Here is a 14,011-nt window from a genome sequence, read left to right on the forward strand (position 1 = left end):
GGTGTGTTGTCCACCGTCGAGCTCCTCGAAAGACTTTTTAGGAAATAGCAAACAAAATAGGCCGCGAATCATGCCGATGAGTTGATGTCTTGTCAAGGGCGGTTGAGACGTTCCGCTAAGTGGTAGGTATAAAGAGGCGGGATATTTATTTCCGGCGCTTGACCTGTAAACTCGCGAGCTTTGGCTCTGTGCTGCTGCGGCGCGGAGTATCGCATAAGTGGGCGCTTTGTTCGCCTGCTGTTTATCGACAGGCACAAACTCTTTCAATGAATCTGCTCAAATCGTTGGCCGCCGTCAGCTCTATCACGATGCTTTCCCGGGTTCTGGGGTTCGTTCGTGACACGCTCATCGCACGTACATTTGGTGCCGGGATGGCGACCGACGCCTTCTTTATCGCCTTCAAACTGCCGAATCTGCTGCGGCGGATCTTCGCTGAAGGGGCGTTTTCCCAAGCCTTCGTGCCGATTCTGGCCGAATATAAAAGCCAGAAGGGTGAGGAAGCGACGCGAACCTTCATTGCCTACGTCTCTGGCCTGCTGACATTGGTGCTGGCGCTGGTCACAGCGCTGGGCATGCTCGCCGCACCCTGGGTGATCTGGGCCACGGCGCCAGGCTTCACCGATACGCCGGAGAAGTTCGAGCTGACCTCCAGTCTGTTGCGGGTGACGTTTCCTTATATATTGCTGATCTCCCTCTCTTCATTGGCTGGGGCGATCCTCAATACCTACAACCGCTTCTCGGTACCGGCGTTCGTGCCGACACTGCTCAACGTCAGCATGATCATCTTTTCGGTGTTCCTGACGCCGTACTTCAATCCGCCGGTCATGGCGTTGGGCTGGGCGGTTCTGGTCGGTGGCCTGGCGCAGTTGCTCTATCAACTGCCGCACCTGAAAAAGATCGGCATGTTGGTGCTGCCACGCCTGAACCTGCGAGACACCGGTGTCTGGCGGGTGATGAAGCAGATGTTGCCGGCGATCCTCGGTGTTTCGGTGAGCCAGATTTCCCTGATCATCAATACGATTTTCGCTTCCTTCCTGGTGGCTGGCTCCGTGTCGTGGATGTATTACGCCGACCGGTTGATGGAATTGCCGTCCGGCGTACTCGGCGTGGCACTGGGCACGATTCTGCTGCCGACCCTGGCCAAGACCTACGCCAGCAAGGATCGTCAGGAGTATTCGCGAATCCTCGACTGGGGCCTGCGCCTGTGCTTTGTGCTGGTGTTGCCGTGCTCCCTGGCGCTGGGGATTCTGGCCGAACCGCTGACGGTTTCGCTGTTCCAGTACGGCCAGTTCAGTGCGTTTGATGCGTCCATGACCCAACGGGCGTTGATCGCTTATTCCGTCGGTTTGCTCGGAATTATCGTGATCAAAGTGCTGGCGCCGGGCTTTTATGCGCAACAAAACATCCGCACCCCGGTGAAAATCGCGATTTTCACGCTAGTCGTCACGCAACTGTTCAACCTGGTGTTGATTGGCCCGCTGGCTCACGCTGGTCTGGCGCTGGCCATCAGTATCGGTGCCTGCATCAACGCCAGCCTGCTGTTTTATCAACTGCGCAAACAGCAGATGTACCAGCCGCAACCGGGCTGGGCGAAGTTCGGGCTTAAACTGGTGATTGCCGTGTTGGTGATGTCGGCGGTGTTGCTGGTCGGGATGCATTTCATGCCGGCCTGGGATCAGGGGCATATGCTGGAGCGGTTCCTGCGCCTGGGCGCGTTGGTGGTGGCCGGTGTGGTCGCTTATTTCGGCATGTTGCTGTTGATGGGTTTCCGTTTGCGCGACTTCAATCGCAAGGCGTTGAGCTGAGGCGTTTGCCTCGATAAACACGGGCGGGCCGGCAGTTTTGTCGGTTCGATTACTTTGGGTTACGGTGTTGCCTGTCGTCGGCCGCCGGGTGTGGTTATAATCGACCACTTTATGAGCAAGAAGCGCGTTATGCAGCTGGTTCGAGGCCTCCACAATCTGCGCCCCCAGCATCGGGGCTGTGTCGCCACTATTGGCAACTTTGACGGTGTTCACCGTGGTCACCAGGCTATCCTGGTCAGGCTGCGTGAGCGTGCGCTCGAGTTGGGCGTGCCCAGCTGCGTGGTGATTTTCGAGCCACAGCCGCGGGAATTCTTTGCCCCCGACACCGCGCCGGCGCGTCTGGCCCGGCTGCGGGACAAACTGCAACTGCTCGCCGACGAAGGTGTTGATCGGGTCCTGTGCCTGGCCTTCAACCATCGCCTGAGCAAGCTCAGCGCCGCCGAATTCGTCGATACGATTCTGGTGGACGGGCTGGGCGTGCAGCATCTGGAGGTCGGTGACGACTTCCGTTTCGGCTGCGACCGGGTCGGGGATTTCGATTTCCTGCAACAGGCCGGCGTTCTTCAGGGCTTTACCGTCGAAGCGGCGCAAACCGTCGAGCTGGACGGTATTCGCGTCAGCAGCACCCAGGTGCGTAATGCCCTGGCCGCCGCCGATTTTGCCTTGGCCGAACGCCTGCTCGGCCGACCGTTCCAGATTACCGGGCGAGTGCTGCATGGCCAGAAGCTGGCGCGCCAGCTCGGTACGCCGACCGCCAATATCCAGCTCAAGCGTCGTCGCGTGCCGTTGTCCGGGGTTTTCCTGGTCGATGTCGACATCGACGGCAAGACTTGGCCTGGCGTCGCCAATATCGGCGTGCGGCCAACCGTCCAGGGTGATGGCAAGGCCCACCTTGAAGTACACCTTTTAGATTTTGCCGGCGATCTGTATGACCGGCGTTTGACGGTGGTTTTCCACCACAAGCTGCGTGAAGAGCAGCGTTTCGCCTCTCTGGAGGCGCTTAAGACGGCGATCAATGCGGATGTCGCCGCCGCCCGTGCCCTGTCGCACCTAGCGCCAATCGCTAATGAAGAGCCTTAAATGACCGACTATAAAGCCACGCTAAACCTTCCGGACACCGCCTTCCCAATGAAGGCCGGCCTGCCACAGCGCGAACCGCAGATTCTGCAGCGCTGGGACAGTATTGGCCTGTACGGTAAGTTGCGCGAGATTGGCAAGGATCGTCCGAAGTTCGTCCTGCACGACGGCCCTCCGTACGCCAACGGCACGATCCACATCGGTCACGCACTGAACAAGATTCTCAAGGACATGATCATCCGCTCGAAGACCCTGTCGGGTTTCGACGCGCCTTATGTTCCGGGCTGGGACTGCCATGGCCTGCCGATCGAGCACAAAGTCGAAGTGACCCACGGCAAGAACCTGGGCGCGGACAAGACTCGCGAACTGTGCCGTGCCTACGCCACCGAGCAGATCGAAGGCCAAAAGTCCGAATTCATCCGTCTGGGCGTGTTGGGCGATTTCGCCAATCCGTACAAGACCATGGACTTCAAGAACGAGGCCGGTGAAATCCGTGCCTTGGCCGAAATCGTCAAGGGCGGTTTCGTGTTCAAGGGCCTCAAGCCTGTGAACTGGTGCTTTGACTGCGGTTCGGCCTTGGCTGAAGCGGAAGTCGAGTACGAGAACAAAAAGTCCTCGACCATCGACGTGGCCTTCCCGATTGCCGACGAAGCCAAGCTGGCTGCCGCTTTCGGTCTGGCGTCCCTGGCCAAGCCTGCTTCGATCGTGATCTGGACCACCACCCCGTGGACCATCCCGGCCAACCAGGCGCTGAACGTTCACCCGGAATTCAACTACGCCCTGGTCGATGTCGGCGACAAACTGCTGGTGCTGGCTGAAGAGCTGGTCGAGTCGTGCCTGGCCCGTTACAACCTGGAAGGTTCGGTCATCGCGACCACCACCGGTAAAGAACTGGAACTGATCAACTTCCGTCACCCGTTCTACGATCGCCTGTCGCCGGTTTACCTGGCCGAGTACGTGGAACTGGGCGCTGGCACCGGCGTGGTTCACTCCGCACCGGCCTACGGCGTGGACGACTTCGTGACCTGTAAAGCCTACGGCATGGTCAACGACGACATCCTCAACCCGGTACAAAGCAACGGCGTTTACGTGCCGTCGCTGGAGTTCTTCGGCGGCCAGTTCATCTGGAAGGCCAACCCGGCGATCGTCGACAAACTGACCGAAGTCGGCGCGCTGCTGCACACCACCATCATCGAACACAGCTACATGCACTGCTGGCGTCACAAGACCCCGCTGATCTACCGCGCTACCGCGCAGTGGTTCATCGGCATGGACAAAGAACCAGCCACCGGCGAAACCCTGCGCAAGCGGGCGATCAAAGCCATCGAAGAAACCAAGTTCGTTCCGGCCTGGGGCCAGGCGCGCCTGCACTCGATGATCGCCAACCGTCCGGACTGGTGCATCTCCCGTCAGCGCAACTGGGGCGTGCCGATCCCGTTCTTCCTGAACAAGGAAAGCGGCGAGCTGCACCCACGCACCGCCGAACTGATGGAAGAAGTCGCCAAACGCGTCGAAGTCGAAGGCATCGAAGCCTGGTTCAAGATGGACGCCGCCGAACTGCTCGGTGACGAAGCGCCGCTGTACGACAAGATCAGCGACACCCTGGACGTCTGGTTTGATTCGGGCACCACGCACTGGCACGTCCTGCGCGGTTCGCACCCGATGGGCCACGAGACCGGTCCACGCGCCGACCTGTACCTGGAAGGCTCGGACCAACACCGTGGCTGGTTCCACTCGTCCTTGCTGACCGGTTGCGCCATCGACAACCACGCGCCGTACCGCGAATTGCTGACCCACGGCTTCACCGTGGATGAGTCCGGTCGCAAGATGTCCAAGTCCCTGGGCAACGTGATCGCGCCGCAAAAGGTCAACGACACCCTGGGCGCCGACATCATGCGTCTGTGGGTGGCTTCCACCGATTACTCGGGTGAAATGGCGGTGTCCGAGCAGATCCTGCAACGCAGTGCGGACGCCTACCGGCGCATCCGTAACACCGCGCGCTTCCTGCTCTCCAACCTGACCGGTTTCAACCCGGCCACCGACCTCCTGCCGGCCGAAGAAATGCTGGCACTGGATCGTTGGGCCGTGGACCGCACCCTGTTGCTGCAACGCGAGTTGCAAGAGCACTACGGCGAATACCGCTTCTGGAACGTGTACTCCAAGATCCACAACTTCTGCGTGCAGGAGCTGGGCGGTTTCTACCTCGACATCATCAAGGACCGCCAGTACACCACTGGCGCCAACAGCAAGGCCCGCCGTTCGGCACAAACCGCGCTGTACCACATCAGTGAAGCACTGGTGCGCTGGATCGCGCCGATCCTGGCGTTCACCGCTGACGAACTGTGGGAATACCTGCCGGGCGAGCGCAACGAGTCGGTGATGCTCAACACCTGGTACGAAGGCCTGACCGAACTGCCGGACAACGTCGAACTGGGCCGCGCCTACTGGGAGCGGATCATGGCGGTGAAGGTCGCGGTCAACAAGGAAATGGAAATCCAGCGCGCGGCGAAGGCCGTCGGTGGCAACCTGCAAGCCGAAGTGACGCTGTTCGCCGAAGAAGCGCTGAGCGCCGACCTGGCACAGCTGAGCAACGAACTGCGCTTTGTATTGATCACTTCGACCGCCAGCGTTGCGCCATTCGTGCAGGCTCCGGCCGATGCGGTGGTTACTGAAGTCAGCGGCCTGAAGCTGAAAATCGTCAAGTCGGCCTTCCCCAAGTGCGCCCGTTGCTGGCACTGCCGTGAAGACGTCGGCGTGAACCCGGAGCATCCGGAAATCTGCGGTCGTTGCGTCGACAACATCAGCGGCGCGGGCGAGGTTCGTCACTATGCCTAACGCGGCTGGCCGTTTCGGACGGCTGAGCTGGCTCTGGTTGAGCGTGCTGGTCCTGGTCATTGACCAGGCCAGCAAGTTCTACTTCGAAGGCAAGCTCGAGATGTACCAGCAAATCGTGGTGATCCCCGATTTGTTCAGCTGGACCCTGGCCTACAACACCGGCGCGGCGTTCAGCTTCCTGGCCGACAGCTCCGGCTGGCAGCGCTGGTTGTTTGCCCTGATCGCGGTGGTGGTCAGTGCGGTGCTGGTGGTCTGGCTCAAGCGCCTTGGGCGCAACGAAACCTGGCTGGCCATCGCTTTGGCGCTGGTATTGGGTGGTGCGTTGGGTAACCTGTACGACCGCATCGCCCTGGGCCATGTGATCGACTTCATTCTGGTGCATTGGCAGAACCGCTGGTATTTCCCGGCGTTCAACTTTGCCGATAGCGCCATCAGCGTTGGGGCCGTGATGCTCGCGCTGGATATGTTCAAAAGCAAGAAAACCGGAGAAACCGTTCATGACTGAACAGGTATTGGCTGAGCAACGCATCCGCCAGAACACGGAAGTCACCTTGCACTTTGCATTGCGCCTGGAGAACGGCGACACGGTCGACAGCACCTTCGACAAAGCCCCGGCGACCTTCAAGGTCGGCGACGGCAACCTGTTGCCAGGTTTCGAAGCAGCGCTGTTCGGCTTCAAGGCGGGCGACAAGCGCACGCTGACCATTGCGCCGGAAAACGCCTTTGGCCAGCCCAACCCGCAAAACGTCCAGATCATTCCGCGTTCGCAGTTCAAGGACATGGACCTGTCGCCGGGTCTGCTGGTGATCTTCAACGATGCGGCCAATACTGAGTTGCCCGGTATCGTGAAAGAATTCGATGATGATCAGGTCACCATCGACTTCAACCACCCGCTGGCTGGCAAGACATTGACCTTTGACGTAGAAATCATCACCGTCAAATCGCTGTAACTGACCGGATACGCTCCCACAGTAAGTTTTTCACTGTTTTCGCTATTTCTTGCGCGCAAGACACGAGGCACAGCATGCAAATCAAACTCGCCAACCCCCGTGGCTTCTGCGCCGGCGTGGACCGGGCGATCGAAATCGTCAACCGCGCCCTGGAAGTCTTCGGGCCGCCGATCTATGTGCGCCACGAAGTGGTCCACAACAAATTCGTCGTCGAAGACCTGCGTTCCCGCGGGGCGATCTTCGTCGAGGAACTGGATCAAGTGCCGGACGACGTCATCGTGATCTTCAGTGCCCACGGGGTTTCCCAGGCTGTGCGCACCGAAGCCGCAGGTCGTGGGCTGAAAGTGTTCGACGCCACCTGTCCGCTGGTGACCAAAGTGCACATCGAAGTCGCGCGCTACAGCCGCGACGGTCGTGAATGCATCCTGATCGGCCACGCCGGTCACCCGGAAGTCGAAGGCACCATGGGCCAATACGATGGCAGCAATGGTGGCGCGATCTATCTGGTCGAAGACGAAAAAGACGTCGCCACGCTGCAAGTGCAAAATCCCGACAAACTGGCGTTCGTGACCCAGACCACCTTGTCCATGGACGACACCAGTCGCGTGATCGACGCCCTGCGTGCCCGTTTCCCGGCCATCGGTGGTCCACGCAAGGACGACATCTGCTACGCCACGCAAAACCGTCAGGATGCGGTCAAGCAACTGGCCGACGAGTGCGACGTGGTGCTGGTGGTTGGCAGCCCGAACAGCTCCAACTCCAATCGCCTGCGCGAACTGGCCGAACGCATGGCCACTCCGGCCTACCTGATCGACGGTGCCGAAGACCTGCAAAAGAGCTGGTTCGACGGCGTCGAGCGTATCGGCATCACCGCTGGCGCTTCCGCACCGGAAGTCCTGGTGCGTGGCGTGATCCAGCAGTTGCAGGCCTGGGGCGCTACCGGTGCCGATGAACTGGCTGGGCGCGAGGAGAACATCACGTTTTCCATGCCTAAAGAGTTGCGCGTGCGTTCTTTGCTTTAAGCCTTTTCTCCTCTGCACACAGCGCCTGTTTAGCCTTTCGGTTTTCCAGGCGCACGCGGCCCGTCGCCGCCAGCACTATCCGCTGGTGACTGACGGGCTCGCGGGCCGCGCAGAGGTGCAATGTCCCCGCTTGAAAGGCCTTGCCCGGCATCAACGGTTGGCCTAGATGGCTGAAGCGCACATACCGCTGGACATGCCAATTGCCGACAATCGGCACCCGAGCGTCACTCGCACGCTCGACCAGCAGCGGATTGCTACTGTCCTCCGGCCCCTTGCCGCTGACATCCAGAATAATTCGCCAACCCTGGCTCCAATCGCCATTGATACCGTGGATCACCGCGCTCTGGTTATGCGTGAGGGCGGCGGTCCTGGCATTGCGTATGCCACTGATCAGCGACTGCGCCGCCGCCTCCCGATGGTTCGATTCGGTAAGCGCGGCGAACGCCGGACTGACCAACAGCAGAACAATCCCGGCAATTGCCAGTCCCATAAGCAGTTCGATCAGGCTGAAGCCTTGTTGATGCATGCATTTCCCTCCGTGGCGTGCTGCGGCTCGCGCAATCCGTGCGCGAGTAATGGCAAAACAACCGTACATGTGCCGGTCGAATGTTCTAGCGTGTAGAAGCAGGTATAGCCGACGGCAACGGAGGGCACCGATGGATCATCGTACAAAAGGTTTCACGCTGGTCGAGGTGCTGATCACGCTCGCGGTTTTTCTGATCCTGATCACGATGGCAATACCAATGTTTACCCGTTCGGTGCAAGGCACCCGCGCCGACACCGAAATGGGTGACTTGCAGCGCGCTCTCAATTTCGCCCGGCTCGAAGCCATCGACCGGGGCATTACCACGCGGCTGCGGCCGACCGCTGGCGGCAGCGTCTGGACCGGGGAACTGACGGTTTACGACGGTACTGGCACTCCGGCCAATGTATTGCGGGTTGTTCCAGCGATGAGCAGCGGTGCGACTCTAGCGCTAACCTCAGGAGTGACCGCCATCGATTTCAACAATCTGGGCGGTTTGTCGTCACCGTCCACGGCGGTGGTGATCACTTATGGCCTGGGGACGCAAAGCAGGACGCTGAATGTGTGTTTGAACGGACGGATTCTTTTGGGTGGAAGTTGCGGATGAGGCAATGGAGCAAGCGAGCACAGGAGGGCATGACGCTGATCGAAGTGTTGGTCGCGTTGTTGATTCTGACCGTGGGGCTGTTAGGCGCGGCGGCGATTCAGCTCAATGCGCTCAAATACACCGACAGTTCGCGAATGACCAGCCAGGCGAGTTTTATCGCCTACGACATGATGGACCGCATCCGCGCCAACTCCGGCGCCGATTACACCGTGACGCCCCCGACCTCGGCCAACCTCAACGTCGCCCGGGACCAGGACCTCTACGATTTCACCACCAATATCGTCAACTTTGGCGGCGCATCGGCCACTGGCAGCGTGACGCTGAATCAGCGGGTGTACACCATCACTATCAATTGGGATGACTCGCGGGCCGCCAATGTCGCCAATTCGCGCCGCAGCTTCGTCCTGACCAGTCGCGCCGCCGTCGACCCGGTGGCGACACCATGAGGCATTCCAGCCGGGGTTTCGGCCTGATCGAATTACTGATCGCTCTGGTCTTGAGCCTGATCGTGGTGCTGGGCGTGGCGCAGGTGTTTATCTCGGCCAAGAACACCTATGTCAGCCAGAACACCGCCGCCGGGATGCAGGAAGATGCGCGGTTCGTGTTGAGCAAGATGATTCAGGAAATTCGTATGGTGGGCATGTTCGGTTGCCTGGGGACGGTGACGGATGCCAGTTCTACAGGCGATTTCAACGCCAGTCAGATTGCGCCGATCAGTTGGGACAACGCCACTCTCAAACTCACCCTGGTCACGGCGGACGTCGGCAGCAACGGCGGTACGCCGACCTGGACGGTACTCTCCGACTGCCGAAACAGTGCGACAGCCTATACGGGCCTGCGGGCACCGGCCTCCGGGCAAATTGCCTTTCCGATTCGTCGTTTGATCTACAGCTTCAGCAACAACCAATTGTTGATGGGCGTCGGCAGCGGCACGCCGACCCAGGCGGTACTGATCAATAACGTCAGTGCATTCGGCGTGTTGTTCGGCATGGCCACCAGCACCAGTGACGTGGCGGCGTCCAGTTACAGCACCAATCCAACCAATCCAGCGCTGATACGTAGCGTGCGCCTGACCCTGACGCTGACCGATCCGAACAATCGCGTGCGCAACCAAACCTTTACCGTCGTTGCCGCTTTGCGCAACCGGCTTCAGTAGGTGAGTGCCGGATGAGAACCCCGTCAAATATGCAAAACAGCCAACAAGGCATGGCCTTGTTGATCAGCCTGGTCTTCCTGTTGCTGCTGACCCTGATCGGCATTTCATCGATGCAGAACGCCACACTCCAGGAAAAAATGGCCGGTAGCGTGACCTTGCGTAATCAATCCTTCCAACTGGCCGAGGCTAACCTGCGCATCGGTGAAAGCGCGGTGCAGCTGGCGAACTACACGCTGGCGGTGTGCGGCACCACGGCGCAATGCGCGCCGCCGGCGGAATCGGCAACGGTAACCGGCGCCGGGCTCAATTCCACATCGGGGGTTAACTGGATCGCCGCCGGTAGCGGGTTCTACGGGGTGCAGAACATCGGCACCACACTGACTGCCGTAAATGTGCCGAGCAATACCTCGGCGACGCTGTACCGGGTCACAGCCGTCGGCATTGTCGGCAACAACGTTCGCAGTGTGGTGGAGAGCATCTATGCCAAGTATTGATGCTCGCGGTGGTGGGGGGCGACGATGGGCACAGGTGCTGTTCGGCGCGCTGCTAAGCCTGTACCTGATGGCGCCGGCCTACGCCTTCACGCCATCGGATTCACCGCTGTTGAGCGCCGCCGCCGTGCCGCCGAATGTGATGCTGCTGATCGATGACTCGGGCAGCATGAACACCATCATTTATGCGGCGGGGTTCGATCCGGCGGTCAATCGCACGCCGGCCAGGCAGTGCAACGCCTTTATCGGCTTGTGTTTGAGCTCCTCTGACATCGTCGGCAGCTCGATCTTCCTGTCCAGCCTGCCAACTTCAGGATGTTCGGGGGGCGCCTACGCGTTTTACAACAACAGCCTGACACCCCAATGCATCAAGCTTCCCGACCCTGTCGGCAACGGCAACACCCGTTACACCGACGATTACCTGTCGTACCTGGTGGGACTGGCCAACGGCAGCAACCGTGATTTCACCAACGGCTCGATTCCGACCGACTACCGCATCAACGTGGCGCGCAACGTTTCTACCTCCCTGGTCACCAGTAACCGAGGCTTGCGTATCGGTCTGGCGACGTTCAATCCGCCCACCAGCAACAACTCCGGAAATGGTGGCTACATTGCCCGCTCCGTCAGCGATCTGTCGGTTGTCACGGGCAGCGTCACCCAGGCCCAGGCGGACACCAACTACAACGCACTGATCAGCGCAATTAACGGGCTGGGCGCCGTGGCCAACACGCCGCTGGCCGAAACCTACTACGAAATCACCCGCTACTTTCGCGGCATGGCGCCTTACTACAACTCGACGCCGACGACTTACACCAGCCCGATCCAATACCGATGCCAGAAGAACTATGGCGTGGTGATTACGGATGGCTTGCCGACCTACGACCGCACGTTCCCGAGCAACGATCCGCTGGGCACCACCCACTTGCCCAACTGGGACGGGATCAACAACGACGGTAATGACCCAGCTGGAGACGACGAGGGCGACACCCTCTATCTGGACGACATCGCCAAGTTTGCCTTCGACATCGACATGCGTTCGACCGGTACGGACCTGGCGGGCAAAAACTGGACCGCCGCGGATTTTCCCAAGCAGTACATGAACACTTACACCGTGGGCTTCACCTCGGCGAACCAGATGTTGTCGGATGCCGCCGCTTACGGCCAAGGCCTGTATTACCAGGCTAACGACGCCGCCGGCCTGAACACGGCGCTGTCTTCGGCATTGAGCAATATCACCTCCAAGGCAGGCTCGGGTGGTAGCGGTGTTACCAGCAGCAGTACGTTGAGCAGCGGATCGAGTTACTTTCAGACCACTTACGACCCCAAGGACTGGCGCGGGACGATCAAGGCCTACGGATTCACGGCCAGCGGCGCGGTCAACACTGCGGCGGTGTTATGGACCACCGACACGGCCATCGTGCCCGCTTCCACGGCTCCGACCTATCAGTCCTGGAACACCCTGACCAACGCCGCGATAACCCTGTCCTTCGGCAACTTTTCCCCGGCCCAGCAAACGTCACTCGGCCTGAACCTGCCGACCGGGATTGTCGGCAATGATTTGGTGGAGTGGAGCAAGGGCACTAACAAAGCCGGGCTGAAAGTGCGCACGGTGCTGCTGGGTGACATCATCAACTCGCCCCTCGCGTTGGCCTCGCCCTCGGACCAGACCGCTTCAGACCTGGTGGGCGATTCCACGTACACCACCTATCTGGCGACCAAAGCCGCCAACATGAGCGCGAGCCTGGTGGTCAACGCCAACGACGGCTTCCTCAACGTCATCAACGCCGCCAACGGTGCCCGGCGTTATGCCTACATGCCTTCCAGCGTGTTGCCGTCATTGCGTTACATCGCCGATCCGACCTACATCAACGGCGTGAGCCACAAGTTTCTGGTGGACGGTCAGGTCGGGGTGTTCGACGCCCAACTCGGCACCGCCTGGAAAACCCTTGCCCTGGGCGGGACAGGGGCGGGCGGCAGGACGTTCTACGCGGTGCAATTGTTCGACGCAGCGGCGGGCAATGCCTTCAAGGCGTTGTGGGAATTCAGTGCGCCGGCCACGGCGAACACGGCGAACGTTTTCAATGATCTGGGTTATGCCTACGCCCGCCCGGAAGTGGCACGCTTGGCCGATGGGCGTTGGGCGGCCTTCATCTCCAACGGCTACGGAAGCAACTCGGGCGTGGCGGCGTTGTATGTGGTGGATGTGCGCGACGGTTCGCTGATCAAGAAAATCGTCGTCGACAGCACGGAAACCACCAATGGCCTGTCTTCGGTAAAGCTCAAGGTCAACTCGCAGAACGTGGTGCAGGCCGCTTATGGGGGCGACCTGAAAGGACGCCTGTGGAAGTTCGACCTGAGCGGTGCCACGACCGACACCTGGGGCCTGGCATTTTCCGGCAAGCCATTGTTCACGACCCCGGGTGGTGCCACGCAGCCGATTACCGCGCAACCGCTGTTGGCGGACAATTCCCTGGGCGGTAAGCAAGTGTTTTTCGGCACCGGGAAATTCAATGAGACGGCGGACAAGACCAACAAGGATCTCCAGGCGTTTTACTCCGTGTGGGATGCCGATGGCGGGTCGGGGCAGATTACCGTGTCGAGTTTGCAGGCCCAGTCGGTGACCGGGGTGACCACGGGCAGTGCCGGCGGGCAGTTCATCACCACCAGCCAGAATGACACGACCTACCCTACCGAGAAGGGCTGGTACCTGCCGCTGGTGTACAACAATGTGCTGACCGGTGAACGGGTGATCAATCAGGCCAGCCTGGCGGCCGGCCGGATCGTGTTCACCACCGCCAGTGTCGACACCACCGACCCGTGTGCCAGTTTCGGCACCGGCAAACTGGTCGAACTGGATGCGTTCAGCGGTAAGATGCTCAACTACGCGGTGCTCGACACCAATGGCGATGGGCTGGTCGACAGTACGGATTCGATCTCCAGCGGGGTGATTTTCACCGGGGGGATTCCGACGTTGAACGCGATCGTCAACAATGCGGCCCGCAAGATCGTGAACGACTCCAGCGGTGGCATCACCTCCCTGGTGGAGAAACCTGGCGGTGGCGGCAGCCGTCGCATCATGTGGCGACAAATACAGTAAGTGAGAGTTGAGGCATGCGCAGATCCAACCGAGGTTTTACCCTGATCGAAATCATGATCGTGATTGCGATCATCGGTATCGTCATCACCATTGGCTATCCGAGCCTCACCGAATACGTGAAGAAGGGGCGTCGCACCGAGGTCGCCGGGCTGCTGACCGAGCAGGCGCAGATTCTTGAGCGGTTCTATTCCAAGAACAATATCTACACCGGCGCCACCGGCCTGAGCACGGGGAACGACTTTTACACACTCACACCGACCATCACCGACCAGACCTTCCTGGTTACGGCTGTGCGCAAGGCCGGTACGGCCATGGCGACTGACAAGTGTGGGGATTTCACCATCACCAACACCGGCGTCAGAAGCATGCTCAACGCCACCGCCGGGCTGGCGACCAAGGATTGCTGGGGCCGCTGAGTTTCTTTTTCGGGCGCCTTTTGCGCCCTCTG

General features: G+C 60.1%; 14 protein-coding genes. 12 read left to right on the plus strand and 2 right to left on the minus strand.

The genetic code is table 11. The annotated features are described in order from the left end of the window. On the minus strand, positions 1 to 267 hold a 267-nt coding region (locus ACIQY3_RS27955), incomplete at its 3' end, for a hypothetical protein (protein WP_403026225.1). On the opposite strand from ACIQY3_RS27955, the gene murJ reads away from it, so the two are divergent. The 6 genes from murJ (at position 267) to ispH (ending at position 7,689) form a co-directional block, all read left to right on the plus strand. Next, on the plus strand, positions 267 to 1,805 hold the full coding sequence (gene murJ / locus ACIQY3_RS27960; protein WP_403026228.1) for a murein biosynthesis integral membrane protein MurJ: 1,539 nt from the start codon (positions 267 to 269) through the stop codon (positions 1,803 to 1,805). The genes ACIQY3_RS27955 and murJ overlap by 1 nt on opposite strands. 129 nt (positions 1,806 to 1,934) lie before the next feature. Further along, on the plus strand, positions 1,935 to 2,885 hold the full coding sequence (ribF, locus tag ACIQY3_RS27965) for a bifunctional riboflavin kinase/FAD synthetase (RefSeq protein ID WP_403026231.1): 951 nt from the start codon (positions 1,935 to 1,937) through the stop codon (positions 2,883 to 2,885). Continuing rightward, entirely contained in the window at positions 2,886 to 5,717 is a 2,832-nt protein-coding gene (gene ileS, locus ACIQY3_RS27970; RefSeq protein WP_403026234.1) for an isoleucine--tRNA ligase, read from the plus strand. Further along, positions 5,710 to 6,222, plus strand: a complete 513-nt coding sequence (gene lspA / locus ACIQY3_RS27975; RefSeq protein WP_149661026.1) for a signal peptidase II — start codon at positions 5,710 to 5,712, stop codon at positions 6,220 to 6,222. Before ileS ends, lspA begins: the two co-directional genes overlap by 8 nt. A 7-nt stretch (positions 6,223 to 6,229) precedes the next feature. Beyond that, the gene (gene fkpB, locus ACIQY3_RS27980; RefSeq protein WP_403026437.1) at positions 6,230 to 6,667 is read left to right on the plus strand and encodes an FKBP-type peptidyl-prolyl cis-trans isomerase; all 438 of its coding nucleotides are present in this window, start codon (positions 6,230 to 6,232) and stop codon (positions 6,665 to 6,667) included. Positions 6,668 to 6,741: 74 nt separating this feature from the next. Continuing rightward, entirely contained in the window at positions 6,742 to 7,689 is a 948-nt protein-coding gene (ispH, locus tag ACIQY3_RS27985; protein WP_403026237.1) for a 4-hydroxy-3-methylbut-2-enyl diphosphate reductase, read from the plus strand. On the opposite strand, the gene ACIQY3_RS27990 is transcribed toward ispH, so the two are convergent. After that, the gene (locus tag ACIQY3_RS27990) at positions 7,658 to 8,215 is read right to left on the minus strand and encodes a GspH/FimT family pseudopilin (RefSeq protein ID WP_403026240.1); all 558 of its coding nucleotides are present in this window, start codon (positions 8,213 to 8,215) and stop codon (positions 7,658 to 7,660) included. The genes ispH and ACIQY3_RS27990 overlap by 32 nt on opposite strands. 130 nt (positions 8,216 to 8,345) lie before the next feature. Here ACIQY3_RS27990 and ACIQY3_RS27995 point away from each other — a divergent pair, with 130 nt between their 5' ends. Genes ACIQY3_RS27995 through ACIQY3_RS28020 form a run of 6 tightly spaced genes read left to right on the plus strand, consistent with a single transcriptional unit; the run spans position 8,346 to position 13,979 of the window. Further along, positions 8,346 to 8,819: a GspH/FimT family pseudopilin gene (locus tag ACIQY3_RS27995; RefSeq protein ID WP_403026243.1), complete on the plus strand. Its 474-nt coding sequence runs from the start codon at positions 8,346 to 8,348 to the stop codon at positions 8,817 to 8,819. Continuing rightward, complete coding sequence (gene pilV / locus ACIQY3_RS28000; protein ID WP_403026245.1) at positions 8,816 to 9,265, plus strand: type IV pilus modification protein PilV; 450 nt, start codon at positions 8,816 to 8,818, stop codon at positions 9,263 to 9,265. Before ACIQY3_RS27995 ends, pilV begins: the two co-directional genes overlap by 4 nt. Continuing rightward, positions 9,262 to 9,975, plus strand: a complete 714-nt coding sequence (locus tag ACIQY3_RS28005) for a PilW family protein (protein WP_403026248.1) — start codon at positions 9,262 to 9,264, stop codon at positions 9,973 to 9,975. The genes pilV and ACIQY3_RS28005 overlap by 4 nt, the downstream gene beginning before the upstream one ends. An 11-nt stretch (positions 9,976 to 9,986) precedes the next feature. After that, positions 9,987 to 10,469: a PilX N-terminal domain-containing pilus assembly protein gene (locus ACIQY3_RS28010; protein WP_403026250.1), complete on the plus strand. Its 483-nt coding sequence runs from the start codon at positions 9,987 to 9,989 to the stop codon at positions 10,467 to 10,469. Next, positions 10,456 to 13,563 carry a pilus assembly protein gene (locus ACIQY3_RS28015; RefSeq protein WP_403026253.1) on the plus strand — a complete coding sequence of 1,036 codons (3,108 nt, stop codon included), beginning with the start codon at positions 10,456 to 10,458 and terminating at the stop codon, positions 13,561 to 13,563. Before ACIQY3_RS28010 ends, ACIQY3_RS28015 begins: the two co-directional genes overlap by 14 nt. Before the next feature lie 14 nt (positions 13,564 to 13,577). Next, the gene (locus ACIQY3_RS28020) at positions 13,578 to 13,979 is read left to right on the plus strand and encodes a type IV pilin protein (protein ID WP_403026256.1); all 402 of its coding nucleotides are present in this window, start codon (positions 13,578 to 13,580) and stop codon (positions 13,977 to 13,979) included. Positions 13,980 to 14,011: the final 32 nt, after the last annotated feature.

It is taken from the genome of Pseudomonas sp. NPDC096950 (assembly GCF_044762525.1).
Lineage (GTDB): Bacteria > Pseudomonadota > Gammaproteobacteria > Pseudomonadales > Pseudomonadaceae > Aquipseudomonas.

Bases quoted from the DNA above. Each gene is read 5' to 3' on its own strand.
- murJ (WP_403026228.1), top strand. From the start codon at position 267: ATGAATCTGCTCAAATCGTTGGCCGCCGTCAGCTCTATCACGATGCTT.
- ribF (WP_403026231.1), top strand. From the start codon at position 1,935: ATGCAGCTGGTTCGAGGCCTCCACAATCTGCGCCCCCAGCATCGGGGC.
- ileS (WP_403026234.1), top strand. From the start codon at position 2,886: ATGACCGACTATAAAGCCACGCTAAACCTTCCGGACACCGCCTTCCCA.
- lspA (WP_149661026.1), top strand. From the start codon at position 5,710: ATGCCTAACGCGGCTGGCCGTTTCGGACGGCTGAGCTGGCTCTGGTTG.
- ispH (WP_403026237.1), top strand. From the start codon at position 6,742: ATGCAAATCAAACTCGCCAACCCCCGTGGCTTCTGCGCCGGCGTGGAC.
- ACIQY3_RS27990 (WP_403026240.1), bottom strand. From the start codon at position 8,215: ATGCATCAACAAGGCTTCAGCCTGATCGAACTGCTTATGGGACTGGCA.
- ACIQY3_RS27995 (WP_403026243.1), top strand. From the start codon at position 8,346: ATGGATCATCGTACAAAAGGTTTCACGCTGGTCGAGGTGCTGATCACG.
- pilV (WP_403026245.1), top strand. From the start codon at position 8,816: ATGAGGCAATGGAGCAAGCGAGCACAGGAGGGCATGACGCTGATCGAA.
- ACIQY3_RS28005 (WP_403026248.1), top strand. From the start codon at position 9,262: ATGAGGCATTCCAGCCGGGGTTTCGGCCTGATCGAATTACTGATCGCT.
- ACIQY3_RS28010 (WP_403026250.1), top strand. From the start codon at position 9,987: ATGAGAACCCCGTCAAATATGCAAAACAGCCAACAAGGCATGGCCTTG.
- ACIQY3_RS28015 (WP_403026253.1), top strand. From the start codon at position 10,456: ATGCCAAGTATTGATGCTCGCGGTGGTGGGGGGCGACGATGGGCACAG.
- ACIQY3_RS28020 (WP_403026256.1), top strand. From the start codon at position 13,578: ATGCGCAGATCCAACCGAGGTTTTACCCTGATCGAAATCATGATCGTG.